This window comes from Psychrobacter sp. NG27, assembly GCF_016106655.1.
Taxonomy (GTDB): Bacteria; Pseudomonadota; Gammaproteobacteria; order Pseudomonadales; family Moraxellaceae; genus Psychrobacter.
The window spans coordinates 1-23468 of sequence record NZ_JADGIN010000014.1; the positions used below are offsets into that span (position 1 = coordinate 1).

Consider the following 23468-nt stretch of genomic DNA (forward strand, 5'->3'; position numbering starts at 1 on the left):
GAAGCGTCATCGCCAGCAGGCGCAATTAAGGTCGTGATAAAGTTAACCAAGTTATTGGCATACAAATCTGAAGACTGGGCTGCAAGCATTGATGGGATATTGGCCGCACCAACGATACGTACGCCATTGTCTGTAGTAATGGTTTGGTCAGGCAAGCTGCCCTCGACGTTACCACCGGTACCAGCTGCCATATCGATCAATACGGAACCCGCCTTCATTTTAGCAAGGGTTGCGCCGTGCACCAGACGCGGGGCATTACGACCAGGAATCTGTGCAGTAGTAATAACGATATCAGCGTTGCTCAAGGCTTTGTCCACGACAGCCGCTTGATCTTTGACATACTGCTCTGATGGCGTCCACGCATAGCCACCTGTAGACTTGGCTGTCTCAGCTTCTTCTGCACTCATCGGCACATCTAGCCATTTACCACCGAGTGACTCTACCTGCTCGCGAGCAGTCGGACGTAAATCACTGGCTTCAACGACAGCGCCTAAACGCTTGGCGGTTGCAATGGCCTGCAGACCTGCCACGCCAACACCTAGGATGACCACTTTAGCAGGCTTAACTGTACCTGCTGAGGTCATAAACATCGGAAATGGACGTGAGTATTCATTGGCCGCAAGCAATACGGCTTTATAACCTGCAAGGTTGGCCTGTGATGACAGTACGTCCATATTCTGTGCGCGTGACAAGGTACGGGGCAATAACTCCATGGCAAAGGCGGTTGCACCTTTGGCTGCATAAGTGTCAAGCTGAGTGTTACGATAAGGATCCAGCATGCCAATGACAATCTGACCAGATGACAAGCCATCGATGGCTTCAGTTGGTAGGTCATTGACGGTGGTAATAATCTGAGACTGGGTAATGACCTCGGTGCTACTACTGGCAATGTCGGCACCGGCGGCTTGATACAACGCATCAGCGTAGTATGCTGCTTGACCTGCGCCTGACTGAATGACAACGTCAAACCCAAGCTTACGCAATTTTTTTACTGCGTCTGGGGTTAGTGCGACACGGCTCTCGCTCGCGCTATCTGCACTGATTACACCGATTTTCATACCGTCTCCTTACTTATGTCAAATAAATACCTTTAATACCCTCAACGCACCTCTAAAAAGCACAGGGGACAAAAAACCTTTGGTCATGCTTAATACAAAATGACGACTAAAGCTTATCAATTTAATAAATGATGGCTGATTTACCATCATGCCTTTTTATTATAGAGATATCGTCTTGTAATTTTCATTGCCTAATGGTGACCACCAAGTAATATAAAAATTTTGGTATTTACACCAATAGCATAACTTTTGTTGTTATATTAAAGCCTTTTACCGTTTTAAACAATGATAAAGCCTTATATACAAAGGCCTAAAGCCACCAAGTACTTAGCATTCCAAACATATAAAAACCAAAAATATCTTGCTAAGATAGATAAAACATCTAGGAATAGACCAAGTTAAATCCGTGACTACCGTATAATAAGCATGCTTGACACTCTCATAACCTGATTATTGCCACCCTATAATAAGGAATCATGATGTATTTTTTACTTTCTCCTGCCAAATCTTTGAATGAAACCGATGCCATAGCTATAAATCTGGGAAATTATTACAGTCAGCCTGAACTTATCGAACACTCACAGTCATTGATGAAAATACTCAAGTCAAAAGAGCCCCTCGATTTACAGGAACTGATGAGCATATCCGATGATCTCGCCCAGTTAAATGCCACACGCAATCAGCAATGGCATTGGAGTCAGGATCAGCCATTTACTGATGACATCTCTGGCAATATAGCAAAACCTGCAGGTTATTTATTCGATGGTGACGTTTATACTGGGCTTGATATGTATCATATGGATAAGGACACGGCTGTCTACGTCAATGAACATTTAGGAATATTGTCTGGGCTGTATGGTGTACTAAAGCCACTGGATCTTATTCAGCCATATCGATTAGAGATGGGCACCAAACTGAAAAATGAGCGCGGTGATAACTTATATGAGTTTTGGGGCGAGGAAGTGACTGAGGTTATCAATGCCCGAATGGCTGATAGCGACGATAAAACATTGATTAATTTGGCTTCTAATGAATACTTCAAATCTGTAAAAAAGAAAGCCCTAAAAGCTGAAATCATCACGCCACGATTTGAAGACGAAAAGAATGGTCAATATAAAGTGATTAGCTTCTATGCCAAAAAAGCACGAGGCTTGATGGTCAAATATGCCGCAGATAACAAGCTGACCAATGCTGAGCAGCTAAAGCAGTTTGATTTGGCAGGATACTACTACTGTGAAGAAGCGTCTGATGACAAGACGTGGACGTTTAGACGGGATGCTGTGAATCAGTAGCAGTAATAACTGTGATTAACCTCTGATGATAAAACCCCTGATAGTCTTAAGTTCTATCAGGGTTACTCTATGTGATTCTCACTATCCTATTAGACTAGATACAAAAAAGCCCTGCTATCTTGCGATAGCAGAGCTTTAGTGGTTAAACGAACTTTATGACGTTGGTCATACTTCTTACGAAAAGTGATTTGTCGAGGAAGATAAGCGAAAATAGTATCTATCGTACATTAAGCATATTCGACAAAGAGAAATCACTTTGCAGTAGAAGTAAAATTACATCATGCCGCCCATTCCACCCATACCGCCCATTCCAGCACCGCCGCCCATACCAGCCATACCGTCATCACCTTGTGGCAAATCAGTAATCATGACTTCGGTCGTTAGCATGAGGCCTGCAACAGATGCAGCGTTTTCTAGTGCTGAACGTGCTACTTTAGCTGGATCAAGGATACCCATCTCTAGCATATCACCGTATTCACCAGAAGCTGCATTGTAACCGTAGTTGCCACTGCCACTTTTCACTTCGTTAACCACAACTGAGGCTTCTTCACCAGCGTTGGTCACGATTTGACGTAATGGGGCTTCCATGGCACGACGTAAGATATTGATACCAGCGTTTTGGTCATCGTTATCGCCTGTTAGTTCAGACAATGCATTCATCGCACGTACTAGTGCCACACCGCCGCCAGGTACAACACCTTCTTCAACCGCTGCACGAGTCGCATGTAGCGCATCATCAACACGGTCTTTCTTCTCTTTCATTTCGGTTTCAGTCGCCGCGCCAACTTTGATAACTGCTACGCCGCCAGCTAGTTTTGCAACACGCTCTTGTAGCTTTTCTTTGTCATAGTCAGAAGTAGACTCTTCGATCTGACGGTTGATAGACTCAACGCGGTTTTCGATGTCAGCTTTGTTACCAGCGCCATCAACGATCACGGTGTTTTCTTTACCGACAGTGACTTTCTTAGCCGTACCAAGTTGCTCTAGAGTAGCAGTCTCTAAGCTCAGACCAATCTCTTCAGAGATCACAGTACCGCCAGTTAGCGTCGCGATGTCTTCTAACATTGCTTTACGACGATCGCCAAAACCTGGTGCTTTAACCGCACAAGTTTTTAAGCCGCCACGCATGTTGTTTACAACTAGTGTTGCCAATGCTTCGTTTTCTACGTCTTCAGCAATGATAAGCAGTGGTTTGCTTTGCTGCATAACTTGCTCAAGTAATGGCACGATCTCACGGATGTTGCTGATTTTTTTATCAACTAGCAAGATATATGGGTTTTCAAATTCAGCAGTTAGGCTGTCTTGCTTGTTAGCGAAATACGGGCTGATATAACCACGGTCAAACTGCATACCTTCTACTACTTCTAGGGTATCTTCGAAGCTTGAACCTTCTTCAACCGTAATAACGCCTTGCTTACCAACTCTTTCCATCGCTTGAGCAATCAGCTCACCGATTTTGGTGTCTGAGTTAGCAGAGATAGAACCCACTTGAGCAATGGCTTTTGAATCATCAGCTGGCGTTGATAACAAATGGATTTGCTCAACAGCAGCACGTACCGCTTTATCGATACCGCGTTTTAGATCCATTGGGTTCATGCCAGCAGCCACTGACTTCATGCCTTCTTGCAAGATTGACTGAGCCAATACAGTTGCAGTAGTAGTACCATCACCAGCGACATCATTTGTGCGGCTAGCAACTTCACGGACCAACTGTGCACCCATGTTTTCAAATTTGTTTTCAAGCTCGATTTCTTTGGCAACCGATACACCATCTTTAGTGATGGTAGGCGCGCCAAATGATTTATCAATAACAACGTTACGACCTTTAGGGCCTAGGGTGACACGTACTGCGTTTGCTAGAACGTTTACGCCGTCCATCATTTGTTTACGGGCATCTATGCCGAATTTTACGTCTTTTGCCATGTTAAATTACTCCACTATTATAAGTATGAGAATGCAATTAAATGATTTGATATTTGCTTATCAAAAGCGGTTATCAAAGACTGTTATCAAAATGTGCTGAGTATAGAAATATACTCAAAAGGACTAGCCTTCTAGCACACCCAATACGTCAGATTCTTTCATAATCAATAGTTCTTCGCCGTCAACTTTGACAGTTTGACCAGCATATTGACCGAACAATACTTTGTCGCCAGCTTTTACGTCTAACGCGCGAGTTTCGCCGTTGTCACGAACCTGACCGTTACCCACTGCAAGCACTTCACCTTGTGATGGCTTTTCTTGAGCTGAACCAGGAAGCAAGATACCACCAGCAGTTTTTGTTTCTTCTTCTATACGGCGGACGACAATACGATCATGTAAAGGACGAATGTTCATCGATATGACTCCAAAAATGGGTTGTTTGAATTAAGGGTTTATTTGAATTAATAGTCTCAATACCAGTACCTACAAGAGCTACCATTTAATAGTAGCCATTCAAAGATACGCTTTGAGCTTGTAACAAAAAGTGGGGGCAAGAGGGACTGGCTTCAAGTGTAAAGCCCAAAAATTTACAAGATTATTCTGATAGAAGTGCTGTATTCAGTGTTTTATATTATTCAATCGAATCTGCTAAAGACTGTTTGCTAACTTTTAAAAAATGGGACGTGAATAAACTGACTAGAGAGCATAGGTTGGATCACAGCCTGATAAATGATGGTATGTATTGATGGCGATATATAATGGCGTCAAATGAGCGTCGTTATCTAATCGACGTCTGATACAGCAACTGTTTTTTATTTATCGCTCATTTCTGACATTACAGCAAGTTACTATTAATCCTCGCATCGGTCATTGTAGCAATATTGGCTACAAGCACTACACATGCCCATCTGCCGTCGCTCTTGAAAATGTAACAAAGTATGGCCATTATATGTCTTGTCAACATAATAAGAACGATCGATAAAAACGGCTATATCCGTATTATATTAACTAAGAGGTATTTATGAGTTTTTTGTCCCTGAATAAAACGTCATCGAATGACAGTTCTAATAACGCAACTCGCAGTCCATCTAAATTTTTAACTGCCTTAATCACAGGTATCAGTATTTCTACCGTTGGAGCTCTTAGTATGACCGCACCTACCATTGCTAGCGCAAAGACCGTTCAGCCATCGACGGCCAATTATAGCTTTACCGTTGAGGATAAATACAAAGGAACTGCGACTCGTGCACTCAGCAAATCTGGTAGTACTTGGAAGTACAATGTCAGTGCTCGAGTAGCAGGCGTGGCGAGTGCCTCACAAAACAGCACCTTTACCATTAATGGTAACAATGTCAGTCCGACCCAAGCCAGTACTACTTATAAATTATTGGGGATTGGCCGTACCCTCAAACTTGACTTTAATCCAAGTAGCAAGATAGTCACCAGTAACTATAAAGGCAAGTCGACGACTATGACTATGTCGCAACAGGCTTTTGACGATTTGAGTCTTGAAGTGCAAATTCGCCAAGACCTGCTGAACGGTAAATTCTCTGGTAATTATTACATGGCGAAGAAAGACAAAATTGAAAAGACCCCGTTTAAAAAGTCTGGCAGCACCAAAATTACTGTACCAGCGGGCACTTTTGATACCGTACGCGTTGACCGCGTCCATGATGACGACAGCCGCTCTACCAGTTTTTGGTTGGCGCCGAGCTTAGACTATCTACCAGTGAAAGTCAGTCAAATTAACGATGGTAAGAAAATGGATCTAGAATTGACCAAGATTAATTAATCCAATTGTTTCTAGCAGTACTATCAAACAAAAAAGCGGCACCCTAAATGGAGTGCCGCTTTTTTATGCTATTAAAATATAGGCATGACTTGATAAGAAACAGATTGGTTAAGCTATTCGTTCAATTATTTAACGGCGAGGCTTTTTGACCACGTTGTTCATCGAAGGCAGGCGTTTGAGCAAAATAAACAACCAAACATTGATGGCAAGCAATAGTAAGAAATCCGTTAAATATACGGCTATTTCGGCCCAGCTACTGCCATATATACGAGTAAACAGCACCACACCACTCGCCCCCAAATATACCAGGGTAAACATACTGCTTATCAATAATGCATAAGGTGAGCGTCCGCGTAATATCCATGGTGTTAAGATAAATGCTGGGACTAGCCATAATGCTTGCCAAGCGATGCCGCCAACGATATCAGGGCTACTAGGATTAAAGACACTGATAAAAATAGGTAGTCCAAGCAGTCTATACACTAGCCAAATCAACCAAGTAACCATCAAGCGCTGCGCAATAGGTGCAATCGGCTTAATGGCTTTAGGGAGCTTGCTATTGGAGCGGTTTGTGGCCATTAGATATTTTAATTTCCTGAATGAATAATATACTGATGAACATTGATAATTAGCACTTGGTTATGACCACTTGCTTATAATCAAGTGGTGGTAGATTTTAAGACCTAGACAATGCTAGGTAGCAGCTTTATAAAAGTTGCTTATCGACCCCAGTTTGCTTGCGCTAATGCAGTGGCAGCAATTGCCAAACGACGACCTTGAGCAATCCCTAGCTCACGCTCGTCAGCAGATATTGGCTGATCATGAGACGCTCCACTAACATGACTGGCACCATAAGGCGTACCGCCACGATGGGTACGATTCAGCGCTGGCTCTGCATAGGGCACACCCACGATAATCATACCGTGGTGCATCAATGGCAACATCATGGTCAGCAAAGTCGTTTCTTGACCGCCATGCATGGAGCCCGTCGCCGTAAATACCGAGGCTGGTTTGTTCTGCAAGTTTCCTGCTAGCCATAGCGTGACGGTATTATCCCAAAAGTACTTCATAGGTGCTGCCATATTCCCAAAGTGCGTTGGGCTACCAAGCGCCAGACCGCTACAGTCTTTTAGATCATCCATCGTACAGTACAAGTCACCCTCATCAGGTATCGCAGGCTTGTGGGCAGTGGTTTCTGGCGCAACTGTCGGTACAGTGCGGATACGAGCGGTCATGCCAGCATCTTCAATACCTTGAGCGATAGCATATGCCAATGTCTTCGTCGTACCGTAATTAGAATAATAAAGCACCAAAACATAAGGGGCGGTCTGACTCATTAGCAACACTTCCTCATAAAGTCGTTCACGTGGTAATTAATAGCAGTCATCTACAATCTAATACTGCTAAAACATAACGTATAACTGGCATTGTAGAACATGTGCACATTATGCCCGAGTCATTCACTGACATGCAAATAACCTTAGTTTATAACATGACTTATATGGTTCATAATTTAGCTTATAGAGTCACTCCACTATAAAAGCGTTACAGCATTGACCTCGCTTAAAGTATTTAACATACATCTACACTCGGTTGTCTGGTACTACTTTTAAATTGAATCATCTATATTGTATCGGAGCTTATATGGTATCGAAAGCCTTGATCTAATACTGCTTGTTGTGCATTTTGACACAATTAAACCGCAGATGATAACGTCTCATGTTTGTTACACTATTGTCACTACTACTCTTGCTAAATGGTCGACATGGAAAAATTATCACAAAAACTCCCGTTTTTACAACAACGTTGGTTTCAGTTCTTACGGTTTTTGACTCGGCATTTTTTTGAGGATAATTGCCAGCAGAAAGCGGCATCTCTGACCTATACAACCATGTTGTCAATCGTACCTGTATTGACGGTACTACTGATGATTCTGTCCTCCGTACCAGCACTCGCGTTGGTTAGGGCACAGATCTACGAAGTTATCTATAGTAATCTATTGCCGCAATCGAGTATGCAGGTCAGTGAGTACATCAACAGTTTCGCCGAAAAATCTTCTAACCTTACGATCATCGGTGCCATGATTTTATTCCTCACGACCATCATGACATTGACTACTATTGAGCGTGCCTTTAACCAAATCTGGCGGGTAGAAGACCGCTCAGGTGGTCTTAAAAGTATGCTGCGTTATTGGACCATTGTAACCTTGGGACCTTTGGTATTAGGTACCGCCTTTATCGCCTCAAGTGCCGTGCAGAGCCTGAGTTTTCTCAATCGACAAATCGCGGGTTATGGCATTGACTGGGGTTTTTGGGTACAGATGGTATCGATTGGTATCACCATGGCAGGTTTCATCGGTATGTATTGGTTTATCCCTAAAGCGCGCGTCCCTGCAAAGAATGCTGTCATCGCAGGCGTGTTTGTTGCCGTGGTTTTTGAATTGATGAAGCATCTGTTTGGTACAGTCATGGCCAACTTTACCAGCTATGAAGCCATTTACGGCGCTTTTGCTGCTCTACCGATATTTTTATTGTGGATTTACCTGTCATGGAACCTGATTTTACTGGGCGTTGAAATCAGCTACACCTTAACGATTTTTGAGACAGAAGAGGTCTACCCTCGCCACCCATTACTTAGTTTACTCGATATGCTGAACTTGGTTTATACCCACCACTTAACAGGGGAAGCGGTCAGCGAGCAGGCGCTGCGCAGCGTACTAGGACGAAAAGAGCTACCAAAGTGGTATACCTATATCAATTACCTACAAGACAGCAATCTCATTACCATGACGGAGGATGATGACTATGTGCTCAAAAAAGATCTGAATGCAATGACGTTATGGGATTTTTATCGCACCTTGCCTTATCCGTTACCGATTAAAGATGAGCTCGATGAGATGAAGCCAGAAGACCAAAAACCTTGGCTTAGCTTATTGATAGATCGTTTTGAGCATACCGAAGCCTATGCTAAGCAGCAGCTGCATCTGCCATTGAGCGCTATTTTTGCCAACAGCGAACCACGCAAAAAAACATCTGGTAAACATGATGATGCCAAATTTTTTAGAAAGACAAAGGCTGCAACAGATGCCTCGTTGACAAGAGGTGATGCCAATCTTGAGTCATCCGCACATTTAGATCCAATGGCTTATGATAAAGACAGTGATATTGACTACGATGATCATCAAAACGAAGCCATTATTCCCATAGGATCTGCTGAGCAACCTAGCGAGACGGATACGACCAGACGTACTCATAAAAACGCAATCATTACAGAAGCAGACAACCCCACAGCCTCTTAAGTGATTTACATGAATTGAGGTGTATAAGTTGAAGCAAATTGATCAAGATAATGACGTTTTGATATGTGAGAGCCTGTTTAAGGTAAATGAATAAACAAGTCATAAAAAACTGTTTTTGGAGACCTTAAAACTGATGTCCATAAATAAAAACAATAAAAAAAGTGTCTGGGAAAGTACGATTCATGCCAGCCAAGCGAAGCTAAAGCAGTTGACTCAGCTGTGGTCGATACAGACATTAACTGACTTGCCTGACCGCCTTAGAAATTTATGGCAGTGGCTGATCGGTTCTTATTGGTTTATTCCAACCGCTTGTGTGATTGTTGGTATTTTACTGGCGCCTTTACTGGTGACTATTGATCAGCACTTTGATCGCGAGACGGTGCGAGAGATCTCCTTTGCTTTCACTGGTGATGATGATGCTGCACGCGCCATCATGACTGCCATTGCTGGTGCTGTATTGGGTGTGGCTGGCACGACATTTTCGATTACGATCGCAGTGCTGTCCATGGCCTCATCACAGTTTGGCCCTCGGTTATTGCGCAATTTTTTGACTGACACACCAAATCAGTTCGTATTAGGTGCTTTTATCGGTACCTTTAGCTATAGCTTACTGGTACTAAAATCTATTCATAAATACGATGTGTCTTTTGGTGTGCCGCAATTAGCCGTCACCTTTGCTATCATTATGGCGATTATTTGCGCCCTCTTATTGGTGTACTTTGTACAGCATATGGTACATGCCATTCAAGCGTCTCACGTCATCCAAAACGCCAGTAACGATGCCATTCTTAATATCGATTACTGGTACGACGATCAATGCGATATTCAGCACCAACGCGACACTGAGCACCATGATATTGAGCAATTCCATCACTGGTCTGCCACGCCTATCTATTCCCCGCAAACTGGTTATTTGCAGCAAATATATCTTGAGTCCTTGATCACACTGTCTCAGGATTATGGCGGTGTGGTACAAATGCATGTCAATTTGGGTGAGTATGTCACTGACAAAAATGTCATTGGCTATTTTTATCAGCGACCAGCAGGCCACCCCAATAATCAACAAAAAACAGCCACACCGCATTTGGCAGTGATACCGCGAGCACCTGATGGCTTGTTTTGGCAGCGCTTTACAGGCTGCGTGCGACTCGAGCAACGACTGGCGCATTCTAATGACATTGCCTACAGTTTAGGTCAGATGACTGAGATTGCCGTACGAGCATTGTCCCCTGGTATCAATGATCCGAAGACCGCCGTCAACTGTGTGCAATCTTTGACCAGCTGCTTAAGTATCATGATGCGTCGACAGCCACCAAGCCCCTATCATTTTTATATACCGCAGCCAGAGGCTCATATATCGCAGTCAGATGACAGCGTCACCAGTGATGCGATCGAGCCTGAGCGCCTAGCGATACTGGCATTGGTTACCCATACGCCTACAATATCTGACTTTATTGACGTATCAATCGGTGAAATACGTCGTTATGCAGCAGCAGATTTGATGGTATTAAAAGCGCTCTGTCAGGCTATGGTCAATTTGAATTATGCACGGGTCAATCAGGCACAGCAGCAAACGCTATTGCATGAGTTAAATCTGATTCAGCGGGCAGGAGAGGATAATCTGAGCTATCCAGAACTCATCACAGATTTGACCGCTATGTGTGAGCAGGCTAAGCAGTTTATTCTTGATGATGATGCGCAGCACAAACACTTTGATTATATCAGTGAATTTGCAGCTGATATTCGTCAGGCATTACAAATGCAGTCCAGCTAATCAAATACTCAGTTGATAGTATAAGGGCATGTTAAATATTCAAACATGACACGGATTATGAACAACGTCGCTATCAATCAATCCACATCAACAAAGCTATTTTTTATGAGCCTTGTGCTTAGAATACTTTTTATCTTTATACGAGACCTACTTTATGGCACCCGCAACCAGCCTGACCATCCTTGAAATAAGCGCCATATTTTTATCGATCACTGCCCTACTGACCTATGTCAATCACCGTTTTATCGGCTTACCCACCACCATTGGCGTGATGGTCATCTCTATTTTACTGTCGATCGGCGCGATATTTTTAGGATTTCTAGGCTTTGATCAGCTGATTGATTACGAAGTCAGCTTATTGGAGCAGCTTGATTTTACCGAAGTGTTATTAGATGGCATGCTCTCCATGTTGCTGTTTGCTGGAGCACTGCATGTCAATATTAGTGATCTGAGGCGCTATAAATTGCCTATCGGTATTTTAGCTGGTATCGGCACTATCGTGTCAGCGATGCTGATTGCCACCGCAATTTACTTTATGTTGCCACTACTCGGTTTCGGTTTACCCTTTCTGTGGTGCCTATTATTCGGTGCTCTGATATCGCCGACTGATCCTATTGCTGTGATGGGCATACTCTCATCAGCAGGCGCACCAAAAAGCATCGAAACTGTCATCGCTGGTGAGTCATTATTTAATGACGGTATCGGCGTGGTTATCTTTGTGCTGCTACTTGGTATTTTATCGAGCGGCGACATTCCAACAGCTAATTATGTGGCGCATACTTTGGCGGTCGAGGCTGGTGGCGGTGTGGTATTTGGGATAGTACTTGGGGCGATTCTATATTACTTACTCAAAAGCATCGACAGCTATCAAGAAGAGGTATTGTTGACATTAGCAGGCGTCATCGGTGGCTATGCGCTGGCCAGTCACTGGCATCTGTCTGGCCCGCTTGCCATGGTCATGATGGGGCTAATGGTTGGTAATCGAGGACGAGCACTGGCAATGAGTGATAAGACGCGTCACTACATTGATTTGTTTTGGGAATTGATTGATGAGATTTTAAATGCCATCTTGTTTGTGCTCATTGGTCTAGAAGTCGTCATGATTGCTTATTCAGGCAATTTATTTATCGCAGCGGGTTTAACCATTTTGATAGCTTTGGTTGCTCGATTCATCGTGGTAGGCATGACGACCAAGACCTTTCATCGTCAGTTGGACCTGCCCACCGGTGCTTGGAAAGTGCTGACATGGGGTGGACTACGTGGTGGTATCTCCGTCGCCCTAGTATTGCAATTACCTATGGGCACTGAGCGCGATATTTTATTGGCACTCACTTATGCAGTGGTAATATTTTCTATCTTGGTACAAGGTCTGAGTGTTGGTAAAGTGGCCAAAAGCATTCGTAAAGATGAAAAAACAGTAGAGGTATAAGCTGCAAATATAACAGGTAAAAAAAGCCAGCATAAGATAATTACCTTATACTGGCTTTTTTAACTTAAGTTTAAACGCTATATCAAACCTTTTCGCTTCATATTGCGATAGACAACGATAATAATGAGCAGGTTAGAGACCAGTATCCCAAGCTTAAACCAATCAAACGGGCTAACGATTAAATAGTAGATTTCTATAGGAATAAATACCCCATATCCTAGCACCCCAAACCAATATGCCCATGTTTTGTCATGCCACAAGCCATAAGCTTCAAGAAAGCGCAAACTGGCATAAGCAAATATCAGTAATAAGAACATCGGCCAGTTTTTGCTCGCCTGCTGAGCAATACGTACGGCACTGTCGATTTGCGGTGCGAGCAGATGACCGAAGCTGCGCTGCCAAGTAACCGTTGCCGTCGTCAGCCAATGCTCAAGATTGGTATGCCACCACCATAATGCCCCTGCTCCCAATAACGCACCAACGCCTTTGACTACCTCATAAATGGCCACTGCTTTAATAGATTCGCTGGCTGTGCTATGCGGTTTGGCTTGTTGACTATTCTTAGCACCCCTTTTATCACTCAAGGATGGCGGCAAATGGTCATCCTGTCGGGGCAAATTAGCCAAAGAATGTCTCCACAACACGTCCTTGCAACTGCTGATTGAAAAACGGCGTATTCTTACCGTTTGAAAGCATCGATTGTGCCGTCACTTGCCATTCCAAATTAGGATCGACCAATACTGCACCGCCGATGGCTTCATACTGCTCACTAATACCAGCGATTTTTGCAGGGTTGAGACATATTTTATCGACTAGTTGTGCGAGTGTTAAGACATCGTCATTCACCAGCTGACATGCCAGCGCCATAAACGTATCAAAGTTTGATATGCCTGGCGTACTCTCAGCAAACGGTGCTTTTTTGGCAGTACTGTTCAGTGGCTCATGATGACTACAGATGGCATCGATAGTGCCGTCTTTTAGTCCGCGGCGAATGGCTTGCTGGTCCGTATTACTACGCAGTGGTGGCAACACGTAAGCCTGAGCATTGAAGCCTTCTAAGTTATCATCGGTTAAGTAAAGCTGATGCATCGCCACATCACAAGTGACTGGCAGACCTTTGTCTTTTGCCCAACGCATGAGCTCGATAGAGGACTTACAAGATAACTGACTGAAATGGGCCGCGATTCCCGTCTCTTCAACCATCAGTAGCTGCGTAGATAAAGCGACTGTTTCTGCAATCCAAGGAATCCCTTGCAAGCCATGATAAGACGCAATGTAGCCCTCATGTGCAACCCCATCTCCAGACAGACTGGCCTCATCAGGATAAAAGAATACCTTCATACCAAACGTCGCTGCATACTCTAATGTACGTAGGAGCACTAGATCATTACGAAAAGGTCTACGCGCATTAGAGACTGCGATACAGCCACCTTTTTTAAGACCTGCGATATTAGACGGCCGTTCACCCTCTAGCCCCGCAGTCAATGCGCCCAAAATATGTAAGTAGATACCGCCATCTTCCAAGGCTCGCTCACGCAATCCTTTTAAGAGAGAGCCATTTTCTAAGATAGGGTTGGTATCAGGTGGTGTCACTACATGCAAGAATCCATTACCACGCGCAGCACTGCCTTCTGATTTTAGCGTACCGTGTTGCTGTTGGCCTGGCTCACGCAAGCGTGCGCACAGATCAACCAATGGTGGTAATAGCCACATCTCACGGCCAGATTCCAGTGCGGATAGCTTTTCTATTGTGGTTTGCGACAGCGACTCTTTAAATGCGGTTGGCAATTGGTCAATAATGGGTGCATCAGTATTCAGCATGGTAGACATAACGTTATTACCGTATCAATAAAATGAAATAAATGAGAATAAGGTCGCGCGATAGACTGTTACTTGCCAGCCGCTTGATGAGCACGCTGACCTTCCATCGCAAGCGATAAGACCGCCATTCGAATGGCAATACCGTTATTTACCTGTTTTAAAATAACGGATTGTGCACCGTCGGCCACGCTAGAGGCAATCTCAACACCGCGGTTCATCGGCCCTGGGTGCATAACCAATGCATCAGGCTTGGCCAGCGCCATACGCTCTGGTGTGATCCCATAATGCTTATAGTATTCACTTGATGATGCCAATAGCGGCGAGCCGATACGCTCATTTTGTATTCTTAATCCCATGATCACATCACAGTCAGTGACGCACTCATCCATGTTCTCATATACCTGTACACCGAAACGCTCAATGCCTTTGGGCAGTAGAGTGCGCGGCGCACAAACACGGATGTCTGTCACACCTAGCGTTTGCAGTGCACTGATATCAGAGCGTGCTACGCGTGAGTGTTTAATATCCCCAACGATTGCGATAGACAGCTCTTCAAATGGACGCGGTGCCTCACGGTGAATGGTCAACATATCGAGCATCCCCTGAGTTGGATGTCCATGCCAGCCATCGCCGCCATTAATGATAGCAATATCAGGCGTCACTTCTGTCGCCATAAAATGCGCGGCACCTGATGCTGAGTGGCGTACCACAAAGATATCCGCCGTCATTGCCTGTAGATTCCACAGCGTATCGCGTAGGCTCTCGCCTTTTTTGGTACTAGAGCGTTCGATATCAATATTGAGTACGTTTGCCCCTAGTCGTTTTTCGGCCACTTCAAACGTCGTTCGCGTACGCGTCGATGGTTCAAAAAACAGGTTCATTACCGTATAGCCCTCTAACTCAGGACGATTGATCAGCTGCCCATTGTCATCAAAGAAAGTCTCTGCTTTTGCAATGATTGCCTGTAGTTGGGCCTTATTGAGACCTTCAACGCCCAAAAAGTGGCGAATACTACCATCAGTATTGAGCTGCGGACGACTGAGTGAAGTATTGAGCCTTTGATGAATGGTACTAGGATCAAATTTTGCATAATCAGTCGGCGAAATCGTATGCATAGAGCTGCTATCGAGAGAATTTGACATAATGACAAGTCTTTATAGTAGGTTTATATGGGTCTATATTAATCGCTTATTCATCGTTTTTCGAACATTTATCACGGATATACACAGAGACAAGGACATTTTCACGCTTATTTGCTACAATTCACCGTAATCAAACCCGCCAAAAAAGCAGCCTATCAGGCAGAGCAAACAAACACGCAGTACGCTTATCGCCAATGATTTTGTCAAAACTATAAACGAATAACAATAGATATAGTGTAGCTGATTTTGTGGTCGGGACAAAGATGCCGTATTAGCTATTTAAGAATTTACCTATTTCAGGTGTGCTGTCAAGTGTGCTGAATGCCACATGCTTCTTTACTTTGACACCTCTTCTACTTTCCATACCCTTTATTAGGAAGCCTTATGACGACCTTAGCAGACTATCTAAACCAACATGCCACTACCCCTGCACTCAACGACGTGATTACCACTGTCACTGATGTCGGTAAAACCATTTCACAACTGCTTAGAAAAGGTGCTTTAGCAGATATCTTAGGCGAAGCTGGCAATCAAAACGTCCAAGGCGAAGATCAAAAGAAACTCGACGTACTGGCCAATGATTTATTGCTAGATGCCTTGGCAAAAAATGCTCATTGTGCTGGTGTTGCGTCAGAAGAGCTCGATGACGCTACCGCTGCTAATGATGATGGTAGCCTATTGGTGTTATTTGACCCATTAGATGGCTCATCAAACATCGATATTAATATGGCAGTGGGCACGATTTTCTCTATTTTGCCGTATGAGCGCCAAGGTCAAACCAGTGAAAACAGCGACTATCTACAAGCAGGCAATAAACAGCTAGCCGCCGGTTATCTATTATATGGCACTTCTACCGTATTGGCGCTGACCATCGCTGACAAGGTTGTGATGTTCAGCCTAGATCCAGAGACGTCCGACTATGTGCTGATAGAAGACAACGTCCAAATCGATGCTGATACCAGCGAATACGCCATCAATAGCTCAAACTATCGCTACTGGCGCGCACCGATGCAGCAGTATATCGATGAGCTCATCGCAGGCGAAGCAGGCGTACGTGGTCGCGACTTTAATACACGTTGGGTAGCCGCTATGGTTGGTGACGTCCATCGCATTTTATGCCGTGGCGGTCTCTTCACTTATCCGTTTGACACCAAATACGCTCATAAAGCTGGCAAATTACGCTTGATGTATGAAGCCAACCCAATGAGTCTATTGATTGAGCGAGCGGGTGGCGGCGCAACCGATGCGGTCAATCGTATCCTAGATATCGAACCGACTGACATTCATCAGCGTGTCCCTGTGGTACTTGGTAGCAAAAATGAAGTCAATTACGTTAAAGATTTGCACGTTAACTATTCTGATAAATAATTAGAATAATTATTAAGTACGATCAGCCTAACGTTGGATAATCAATATTAGGCTGGTCATCTACATTACTCCCACTCTCTTCTCTAAGTGACTCACCATGGTAACAAATCCCACCGAGCTGATTACCTCAGATAAGAATACGACCGTCAAGCTCGTAAAAGCGCTGCTCGCACAGGCTCGCCAGCGTAAAAAGCACGGTCAGACAGTCATAGAGGGCGTTCATCTCATTGATGCCGCACTTCGTAGCGATTATCCATTCGTCCAGATACTCTTGTCTGAATCAGCACGCAGCCACGCCGAAGTTCAGCAGGTATTGACTCGCCTGCCCACTTACACGCCCATTCTCACTTTATCAAATGCGCTCTATGAGAATATCCGCAGTTTGGGTACAGGCATCGACATCATGGCAATCATTAAGGTGCCTGAGCCTAATTTATCGATGATCGATGAGGACTGCTTGATCCTAAATGACGTACAAGACAGCGGCAATGTTGGTACGCTACTACGCACAGCTGCAGCCGTCGGTATAAAGAATATTCTGTGTACTAGTGCGACTGCTCAAGCTTGGTCTCCTAAGACGCTACGAGCAGGTATGGGTGCACAGTTTGCACTGACTATCTATGAGGGTCTGAGCACACAAGACATTTTAGATTATGTACAAGTGCCACTTTTAGCAACCAGCTCACATACCGATACCTTGATTTACGACCATGATTTATCTACCCCAGTGGCTTGGATTATGGGACACGAAGGTCAAGGCGTCAGTGATGATCTGATGCAGTGTGCTACGCCTATCGCTTTACCGCAGCCAAACGGCCAAGAGAGCCTAAACGTAGCGATCGCAGGGTCGTTATGTCTATATGAGACTTTGCGTCAACGAAACTACTCTTAGCTAATACCAAAATAACATGACGTAAAAAAACCCACCATCAATTGATAGTGGGTTTTTTATTATGTACGTCTAATACTGCTGATATAGTCAAAGAAATCTAAAATTGCTATAAGGCAGTCGATTGCAGATTATACAAGTAGTACATCTAGGAAGACTAACACCGTAGCAGCTTAGTAGTTCTCTGACTATATATTAAACCTTGCTGGTTAGCTCAGGTAATGCTGCGAACAAATCCGCTTCTAAGAAATAATCAGCAACGCTCGCGATAGGTGCTTCTGGGTCATTGTTGATAGCAACAATCACTTTAGAATCTTTCATACCAGCCAAATGCTGAATCGCGCCTGAAATACCAGCAGCGATATATAAGTCTGGAGCAACGATTTTACCCGTTTGACCAACCTGCATATCGTTTGGTACATAGCCTGCGTCAACAGCGGCACGTGATGCGCCTACAGCAGCGCCTAGCTTGTCAGCCAATGGCTCGATGTACTTAGTGAAGTTTTCACCATTTGCCAATGCACGACCACCAGAAACCACGATACCAGCTGAGGTCAATTCTGGACGATCTGACTTAGCCATCTCTTCACTAACGAAGCTTGCTTTGCCAGTTTCTTGTACATTGTCGAGAGTCTCAACAGTGGCTGAGCCGCCTTCGCTTGCAACAGGATCAAATGCTGTCGTACGTACAGTCAATACTACTTTAGCTTCTGAGGTTTTCACAGTTGCCGTCGCGTTACCTGCATAGATAGGACGCTCAAACGTTTGCGCATCTACCACACCAGAGATCTCTGACAGCATGCTCACATCAAGCAGAGCGGCAACACGTGGCATAAAGTTTTTGCCCGTGGTTGTCGCAGCCGTTAAGATATGACTGTAGTCACCCGCGATATCTGCAACCAATAGCGCGATGTTACCTGCCATTTGGTGCTCGTAAGCAGCATTGTCAGCAAGCAGTACCTTCGTCACGCCTTCAGCCTTTGCTGCTTCATCAGCGACTGCCTGAGCACCACTACCTGCGACCAATACATGGATATCATCGCCCATTTGCTTAGCAGCAGCGATTGTATTTAAAGTTGCCTTTTTTAGACTGACATTGTCATGTTCTGCATATACCAAAATTGCCATGATTTTAATCCTTTATTTATTCGTATCATCTATTCATGCGGTTGTTTGTGTACAGAGCCAATTGTATCGATGCTATGCCTATGGTCTATGTCAAATAAACACGCTGGATATATAGCCCTGTACCTGATATGCCGTAACGAAGTATCCAATCATTAAAAATTAGATGACTTTTGCTTCGTTTCTTAGCTTATCGACCAACTCATCCACTGACCCAACTGTAATACCAGCTTTGCGTTCAGCAGGTGGCACGACTTTAATAATTTCTTGCTTAGACGTCATATCAACACCGAAATCCGCTGGCGTTTTTTCATCAAGTGGTTTTTTCTTCGCTTTCATGATGTTAGGCAATTTAGCATAACGTGGTTCATTCAAACGCAAGTCAGTGGTGATAACCGCTGGTAGAGCCAAAGCAACCGTCTGCAGGCCGCCATCGATTTCACGCGTGACGTTTACTTTATCGCCTTCAACTTTCACTTCTGATGCAAACGTACCCTGACCGATACCCATCAATGCCGCTAGCATCTGGCCTGTTTGGTTATTGTCATCGTCGATCGCTTGTTTACCTAGCAAGATGATATCTGTGCCTTCGGTTTCAGCGATGCTTTTTAAAATCTTAGCCACTTGTAACGGATATGGTTTTTCATCACTCACTACCAATACGCCACGGTCAGCACCCAGTGCTAGTGCTGCACGGATCTGCTCTTGCGACTCTTTAGGACCGATTGATGCAACAATGATTTCATCAATGACGCCCGCTTCTTTTAGGCGAACGGCTTCTTCTACAGCAATCTCATCAAAAGGGTTGATTGACATTTTAGTGTTTGATAAATCAACGCCAGAGTTATCGGCTTTTACACGAACTTTTACGTTATAATCAATGACACGCTTGACCGCTACTAATGCTTTCATACGTTCCTCGTTTATTAATGTTATGAATTAAAAATTATCAGTTAAGAACCAAAGGTTCATCGTTGTTCAAACTGTCGTTCAAAATTGTGCTAAAGGTTATTACTACATCAACAAATATATTGTTCATTAAAAAGATGGGCCATTATCAAAATAATAGTAACACTGCATCTCTCGATAATAAATAATAATAAATCTGCTAAGGCTAAGCCAACCGTTATTATCAGACCTATGTATCTTGCGTGAGCAGGCCCATAAGGTCAAGACACTGCCGTGAATAATGCGTCATAAATTTGTCACCACTCTACAATAAACCTTCTATAAGTCCATAATGTTGTGATTTTCTTAGATTGATTTACTTTAGCGTCTGCACCTTTATAACATTCTGTGTGCTAGACGTACTTAGTATTTTGTTATTATTTATCTCTTTGAAGTTAACTATTCAAAATGATTGAGTAACCAAGTCTTATTGCTTGCCACTCTTGTTAGCATCAATTAACAATTCACTATCACGTATGTCATCGAAAAGTGACCAGTCAGGTGCCACATCGTTGTGCTTGATGACACTCATATCACCTGTCGTTTCCATAATAACTGCAAACACCTCAGTTTTAGCTTTGATGCCGTTCTTACGCAGCACTTCTTGCACATCACTCCTACTTAGATTTGCCTCTTTTAAATTATCTGAGAAATACTCGCCATGCGCCATGAGTATAATCGCCTGATTGTCTATCAGAGCTTTTAGTGGTTTTACTTTACGTCTAATCAGTGAGACAACGCCCTGAATCAAAAACAGCACTGCCACAGCACACAATCCTTGCAGCAAAGAGGGCTTATCGGACAGTACAGTCGAAGCTAATATACTACCAATGCCCACTGTCATAGCAAAATCATGGCTCGATAGCTTAGAAAAACTGCGTAGACCCATCAACCGAGTAAAGAGCATCAGGCCAATATAGAATCCAACCGCCGACAAAGAGATGCCTATAACTTGTTGCCAGTCAATTGAAAGCCAAGTCTCCCATTTCATAACAACTCCTTATCTATTACTATTATTTTTTTGAATTAATCTCTTTTATTAGTTGACGACGATGGTGAAAAAATCAATAGCATTTTGTTTTTCTCAAAAAAATGACACAAAAAAAGCAACCTGATGAGAGGTTGCTTTTCTTTAAAATAGGTACAGTATTTTTATTTTTTTAACAAACAAAGCTATCAATGCAGATTGATAATCTAATTGTCATTAAGTTCACTGAAAATCAGTTTACTCAATAACGAATGAGATTATAGTGCTTCGATTTGCTCAGCTTGTGGGCCTTTTTTGCCATCACCTAAGATGAAAGATACTTTTTGGCCTTCAGCTAGGGTTTTGAAACCGCCACCTTGGATAGCGCTGTAGTGAGCGAATACGTCTTGTCCGCCATTGTCTTGAGCGATAAAACCAAAACCTTTAGCTTCATTAAACCACTTTACAGTGCCTTCAACTTTATCTGACATAAATTTTCCTGACTCTTTAACTGTTGGCGAGACTTGTGTCATCACCGATTAATTGATATATACCTGAGTATCTTGTGCTAAATGCGGCGGTTCAAAATTTAAGATATTCTTAAAGAAAACTTAAAATTCTCCCCTCAAACACTCTTGGTATAATCTGATTATAACAGTTTTCTATGCAGGTAACAGTCTAAATTAACGATTTTTGTAAATAAGTTTTAACCGTCTTTATGAATCAATATGGGCAGAACACCGTCATATATCATATTGATATAAAAGATTTTTCTGGACCATCTGCATTCATCATCTAGCGATAAATACTCACTCTAACCAAATAAGATAGAAAATTATGGGATACACATTTTAATAGTGCCTACTGTGCTACCGGTAACCATGCTGAGCTGAGTACCAATAAACATAATGCAAAAAACACTAAGGAGAACGATTGGCTATAGGCGATATATTTGGCTGGTATGACGAGATCTTTTGGAGAATCAGGAATGCCTTTACGCTTTAATAGTTTTGTGCCATATATCCAACCAAAAGTCGTATACAGACCGTAGGCTGCAGGAATCGTTATGGCCAATGGTGTCAGTTCAATCACGTATAACATCAACACCGAGATAAAAAACCACATCGTATCTAAGAGTGAGCTGAATTTAAAAAATTTAGATTGAGGCAGTTTGCCGTCAGTTTGCTTGAGCATCTCCCCTTCTATCCAAATTAAAACTGCTACCACAGCGCTAAAAATAACATAGACGAATTGCGGCGTTAGCCAGTCTGAATAAGATATTTGCACAACATACAACCTGTAATCTATAGGAAAAGAAGAATGGGAATCATTTGCCTTAATTATTCAGAGACAAATACTGATCGTAAAAGCGCTTTGGTCAATACCAAGGTGCCGGCTCATATTAGAGAGACAGTTTATATTGGGTAACGATTACCCGTTTTCAACCAAGATATACAAGGGTACAGACATCTGCTAAAAATTGCACATAAAAAACCCGTGCTATCTACTGATAACACGGGCAACTTACTCTAAATCAGATATTTATCTATAAAAAGAATTAGTTCTTCTCTTTATCGATAATTTTGTTGCCACCGATCCAAGGCATCATGCCACGTAGCTTAGCGCCAGTGATTTCGATTTGATGCTCAGCATTGTTACGACGACGCGCGGTCATTGATGGATAGTTAGTAGCGCCTTCAGAGATGAACATTTTTGCGTATTCACCAGACTGGATACGTTTCAATGCATTACGCATGGCTTCACGTGACTGCTCGTTGATGACTTCAGGGCCTGTGACATATTCACCGTACTCAGCGTTGTTACTGATTGAGTAGTTCATGTCAGCGATACCGCCTTCATACATCAAATCAACGATAAGCTTTAGCTCATGTAGACATTCAAAATAAGCCATTTCTGGTGCATAGCCCGCTTCTGTTAGCGTCTCAAAGCCCATTTTAACCAGCTCTACTGCACCGCCACAAAGTACGGCTTGCTCACCGAATAGATCGGTTTCAGTTTCGTCTTTAAACGTGGTTTCGATGATACCTGAACGACCACCACCAACACCAGCAGCATAAGATAATGCTAATTGTTTGGCTTGACCAGAAGCATCTTGATAGATTGCGATAAGATCAGGGATACCGCCGCCTTTGGCAAATTCTGAACGTACAGTATGACCTGGTGCTTTTGGTGCAACCATGATGACATCAAGATCGCCACGTGGTACGACTTGGTTATAATGAATCGCGAAACCATGAGCGAAAGCCAACGTAGCGCCTTCTTTGATGTTTGGCTCGATCACGTCATTATAAAGCTCTTTTTGGAACTCATCAGGCGTCAAAATCATAACAACGTCAGCAGCTTTTACCGCTTCTTCTACTTCAGAAACTTTAAGTCCAGCATTTTCAGCTTTTTTCCATGATCCTGAGTTAGCGCGTAGGCCAACCGTTACATCGACGTCTGATTCTTGTAGGTTAAGTGCGTGCGCATGGCCTTGTGAACCGTAACCAATAATGGCAACTTTTTTACCTTGGATAATTGATAAATCACAATCTTTGTCATAAAAAACGTTCATAAATAGAGTCCTTGTCTTCAATCATGGCTTGCCATGGATAGTAAACGCTTATGCTATAGCCAATATA

The 23468-nt window shown here is 43.4% G+C and carries 21 protein-coding genes; 7 read left to right on the forward strand and 14 right to left on the reverse strand.

Going from position 1 to position 23468, the window contains the following annotated elements; genetic code table 11:
- Nucleotides 1-1058: NAD(P) transhydrogenase subunit alpha (locus IP485_RS13255; RefSeq protein WP_198327701.1), on the reverse strand; the 1058-nt coding region annotated here is incomplete at its 3' end.
- A gap of 479 nt (nt 1059-1537) precedes the next feature.
- On the opposite strand from IP485_RS13255, the gene yaaA reads away from it, so the two are divergent.
- Nucleotides 1538-2350 carry a peroxide stress protein YaaA gene (gene yaaA / locus IP485_RS13260; RefSeq protein ID WP_198327703.1) on the forward strand — a complete coding sequence of 271 codons (813 nt, stop codon included), beginning with the start codon at nt 1538-1540 and terminating at the stop codon, nt 2348-2350.
- 273 nt (nt 2351-2623) lie between these two features.
- On the opposite strand, the gene groL is transcribed toward yaaA, so the two are convergent.
- Both groL and groES read right to left on the reverse strand, forming a co-directional pair.
- Nucleotides 2624-4273, reverse strand: a complete 1650-nt coding sequence (gene groL / locus IP485_RS13265; RefSeq protein WP_194365199.1) for a chaperonin GroEL — start codon at nt 4271-4273, stop codon at nt 2624-2626.
- Between the two features lie 123 nt (nt 4274-4396).
- A complete protein-coding gene (gene groES, locus IP485_RS13270) occupies nt 4397-4687 on the reverse strand; it encodes a co-chaperone GroES (protein ID WP_057758860.1) in 291 nt (96 codons plus the stop codon).
- 607 nt (nt 4688-5294) lie between these two features.
- Here groES and IP485_RS13275 point away from each other — a divergent pair.
- The gene (locus IP485_RS13275) at nt 5295-6065 is read left to right on the forward strand and encodes a DUF3108 domain-containing protein (RefSeq protein WP_198327704.1); all 771 of its coding nucleotides are present in this window, start codon (nt 5295-5297) and stop codon (nt 6063-6065) included.
- Nucleotides 6066-6194: 129 nt separating this feature from the next.
- On the opposite strand, the gene IP485_RS13280 is transcribed toward IP485_RS13275, so the two are convergent.
- Nucleotides 6195-6644 carry a hypothetical protein gene (locus IP485_RS13280; protein WP_198327706.1) on the reverse strand — a complete coding sequence of 150 codons (450 nt, stop codon included), beginning with the start codon at nt 6642-6644 and terminating at the stop codon, nt 6195-6197.
- Nucleotides 6645-6784: 140 nt separating this feature from the next.
- Nucleotides 6785-7402, reverse strand: a complete 618-nt coding sequence (wrbA, locus tag IP485_RS13285; protein WP_198327708.1) for an NAD(P)H:quinone oxidoreductase — start codon at nt 7400-7402, stop codon at nt 6785-6787.
- A gap of 428 nt (nt 7403-7830) precedes the next feature.
- On the opposite strand from wrbA, the gene IP485_RS13290 reads away from it, so the two are divergent.
- The 3 genes from IP485_RS13290 (at nt 7831) to IP485_RS13300 (ending at nt 12566) form a co-directional block, all read left to right on the forward strand.
- Nucleotides 7831-9363 carry a YihY family inner membrane protein gene (locus tag IP485_RS13290; RefSeq protein WP_198327710.1) on the forward strand — a complete coding sequence of 511 codons (1533 nt, stop codon included), beginning with the start codon at nt 7831-7833 and terminating at the stop codon, nt 9361-9363.
- Nucleotides 9364-9496: 133 nt separating this feature from the next.
- The gene (locus tag IP485_RS13295; protein WP_198327712.1) at nt 9497-11137 is read left to right on the forward strand and encodes a DUF2254 domain-containing protein; all 1641 of its coding nucleotides are present in this window, start codon (nt 9497-9499) and stop codon (nt 11135-11137) included.
- A gap of 154 nt (nt 11138-11291) precedes the next feature.
- Nucleotides 11292-12566, forward strand: coding sequence for a cation:proton antiporter (locus IP485_RS13300; RefSeq protein ID WP_198327714.1), 1275 nt, complete (start codon nt 11292-11294; stop codon nt 12564-12566).
- 77 nt (nt 12567-12643) lie between these two features.
- On the opposite strand, the gene IP485_RS13305 is transcribed toward IP485_RS13300, so the two are convergent.
- From IP485_RS13305 to IP485_RS13315, 3 genes are read right to left on the reverse strand one after another with little or no spacing between them, the layout of a single operon-like run.
- A complete protein-coding gene (locus IP485_RS13305; protein WP_227686554.1) occupies nt 12644-13192 on the reverse strand; it encodes a DUF2127 domain-containing protein in 549 nt (182 codons plus the stop codon).
- Nucleotides 13185-14396 carry a dihydroorotase gene (locus IP485_RS13310; RefSeq protein ID WP_198327718.1) on the reverse strand — a complete coding sequence of 404 codons (1212 nt, stop codon included), beginning with the start codon at nt 14394-14396 and terminating at the stop codon, nt 13185-13187. Before IP485_RS13310 ends, IP485_RS13305 begins: the two co-directional genes overlap by 8 nt.
- 59 nt (nt 14397-14455) lie before the next feature.
- A complete protein-coding gene (locus IP485_RS13315) occupies nt 14456-15529 on the reverse strand; it encodes an aspartate carbamoyltransferase catalytic subunit (protein WP_197177606.1) in 1074 nt (357 codons plus the stop codon).
- A 384-nt stretch (nt 15530-15913) separates the two neighbouring features.
- On the opposite strand from IP485_RS13315, the gene IP485_RS13320 reads away from it, so the two are divergent.
- Both IP485_RS13320 and IP485_RS13325 read left to right on the forward strand, forming a co-directional pair.
- A complete protein-coding gene (locus tag IP485_RS13320) occupies nt 15914-16897 on the forward strand; it encodes a class 1 fructose-bisphosphatase (RefSeq protein ID WP_198327720.1) in 984 nt (327 codons plus the stop codon).
- Between the two features lie 97 nt (nt 16898-16994).
- On the forward strand, nt 16995-17789 hold the full coding sequence (locus IP485_RS13325; protein ID WP_198327722.1) for a TrmH family RNA methyltransferase: 795 nt from the start codon (nt 16995-16997) through the stop codon (nt 17787-17789).
- A 192-nt stretch (nt 17790-17981) separates the two neighbouring features.
- Here IP485_RS13325 and IP485_RS13330 read toward each other — a convergent pair whose 3' ends face one another.
- From IP485_RS13330 to ilvC, 6 genes are all read right to left on the reverse strand, one after another.
- The gene (locus IP485_RS13330) at nt 17982-18914 is read right to left on the reverse strand and encodes an electron transfer flavoprotein subunit alpha/FixB family protein (RefSeq protein WP_198327723.1); all 933 of its coding nucleotides are present in this window, start codon (nt 18912-18914) and stop codon (nt 17982-17984) included.
- 159 nt (nt 18915-19073) lie between these two features.
- Nucleotides 19074-19823 carry an electron transfer flavoprotein subunit beta/FixA family protein gene (locus tag IP485_RS13335; RefSeq protein ID WP_194365186.1) on the reverse strand — a complete coding sequence of 250 codons (750 nt, stop codon included), beginning with the start codon at nt 19821-19823 and terminating at the stop codon, nt 19074-19076.
- Between the two features lie 463 nt (nt 19824-20286).
- The gene (locus IP485_RS13340; RefSeq protein ID WP_198327724.1) at nt 20287-20850 is read right to left on the reverse strand and encodes a DUF421 domain-containing protein; all 564 of its coding nucleotides are present in this window, start codon (nt 20848-20850) and stop codon (nt 20287-20289) included.
- 254 nt (nt 20851-21104) lie between these two features.
- A complete protein-coding gene (locus IP485_RS13345) occupies nt 21105-21317 on the reverse strand; it encodes a cold-shock protein (RefSeq protein WP_194365184.1) in 213 nt (70 codons plus the stop codon).
- A gap of 370 nt (nt 21318-21687) precedes the next feature.
- Complete coding sequence (locus IP485_RS13350; protein ID WP_198327725.1) at nt 21688-22113, reverse strand: hypothetical protein; 426 nt, start codon at nt 22111-22113, stop codon at nt 21688-21690.
- A 271-nt stretch (nt 22114-22384) separates the two neighbouring features.
- Nucleotides 22385-23401 carry a ketol-acid reductoisomerase gene (ilvC, locus tag IP485_RS13355; protein ID WP_194365182.1) on the reverse strand — a complete coding sequence of 339 codons (1017 nt, stop codon included), beginning with the start codon at nt 23399-23401 and terminating at the stop codon, nt 22385-22387.
- Nucleotides 23402-23468 lie beyond the last annotated feature (67 nt).

What these genes read in the sequence shown, in the direction of transcription:
- yaaA (WP_198327703.1), top strand. Translation starts at nt 1,538, where the DNA reads ATGTATTTTTTACTTTCTCCTGCCAAATCTTTGAATGAAACCGATGCC.
- groL (WP_194365199.1), bottom strand. Translation starts at nt 4,273, where the DNA reads ATGGCAAAAGACGTAAAATTCGGCATAGATGCCCGTAAACAAATGATG.
- groES (WP_057758860.1), bottom strand. Translation starts at nt 4,687, where the DNA reads ATGAACATTCGTCCTTTACATGATCGTATTGTCGTCCGCCGTATAGAA.
- IP485_RS13275 (WP_198327704.1), top strand. Translation starts at nt 5,295, where the DNA reads ATGAGTTTTTTGTCCCTGAATAAAACGTCATCGAATGACAGTTCTAAT.
- IP485_RS13280 (WP_198327706.1), bottom strand. Translation starts at nt 6,644, where the DNA reads ATGGCCACAAACCGCTCCAATAGCAAGCTCCCTAAAGCCATTAAGCCG.
- wrbA (WP_198327708.1), bottom strand. Translation starts at nt 7,402, where the DNA reads ATGAGTCAGACCGCCCCTTATGTTTTGGTGCTTTATTATTCTAATTAC.
- IP485_RS13290 (WP_198327710.1), top strand. Translation starts at nt 7,831, where the DNA reads ATGGAAAAATTATCACAAAAACTCCCGTTTTTACAACAACGTTGGTTT.
- IP485_RS13295 (WP_198327712.1), top strand. Translation starts at nt 9,497, where the DNA reads ATGTCCATAAATAAAAACAATAAAAAAAGTGTCTGGGAAAGTACGATT.
- IP485_RS13300 (WP_198327714.1), top strand. Translation starts at nt 11,292, where the DNA reads ATGGCACCCGCAACCAGCCTGACCATCCTTGAAATAAGCGCCATATTT.
- IP485_RS13310 (WP_198327718.1), bottom strand. Translation starts at nt 14,396, where the DNA reads ATGTCTACCATGCTGAATACTGATGCACCCATTATTGACCAATTGCCA.
- IP485_RS13315 (WP_197177606.1), bottom strand. Translation starts at nt 15,529, where the DNA reads ATGTCAAATTCTCTCGATAGCAGCTCTATGCATACGATTTCGCCGACT.
- IP485_RS13320 (WP_198327720.1), top strand. Translation starts at nt 15,914, where the DNA reads ATGACGACCTTAGCAGACTATCTAAACCAACATGCCACTACCCCTGCA.
- IP485_RS13325 (WP_198327722.1), top strand. Translation starts at nt 16,995, where the DNA reads ATGGTAACAAATCCCACCGAGCTGATTACCTCAGATAAGAATACGACC.
- IP485_RS13330 (WP_198327723.1), bottom strand. Translation starts at nt 18,914, where the DNA reads ATGGCAATTTTGGTATATGCAGAACATGACAATGTCAGTCTAAAAAAG.
- IP485_RS13335 (WP_194365186.1), bottom strand. Translation starts at nt 19,823, where the DNA reads ATGAAAGCATTAGTAGCGGTCAAGCGTGTCATTGATTATAACGTAAAA.
- IP485_RS13340 (WP_198327724.1), bottom strand. Translation starts at nt 20,850, where the DNA reads ATGAAATGGGAGACTTGGCTTTCAATTGACTGGCAACAAGTTATAGGC.
- IP485_RS13345 (WP_194365184.1), bottom strand. Translation starts at nt 21,317, where the DNA reads ATGTCAGATAAAGTTGAAGGCACTGTAAAGTGGTTTAATGAAGCTAAA.
- ilvC (WP_194365182.1), bottom strand. Translation starts at nt 23,401, where the DNA reads ATGAACGTTTTTTATGACAAAGATTGTGATTTATCAATTATCCAAGGT.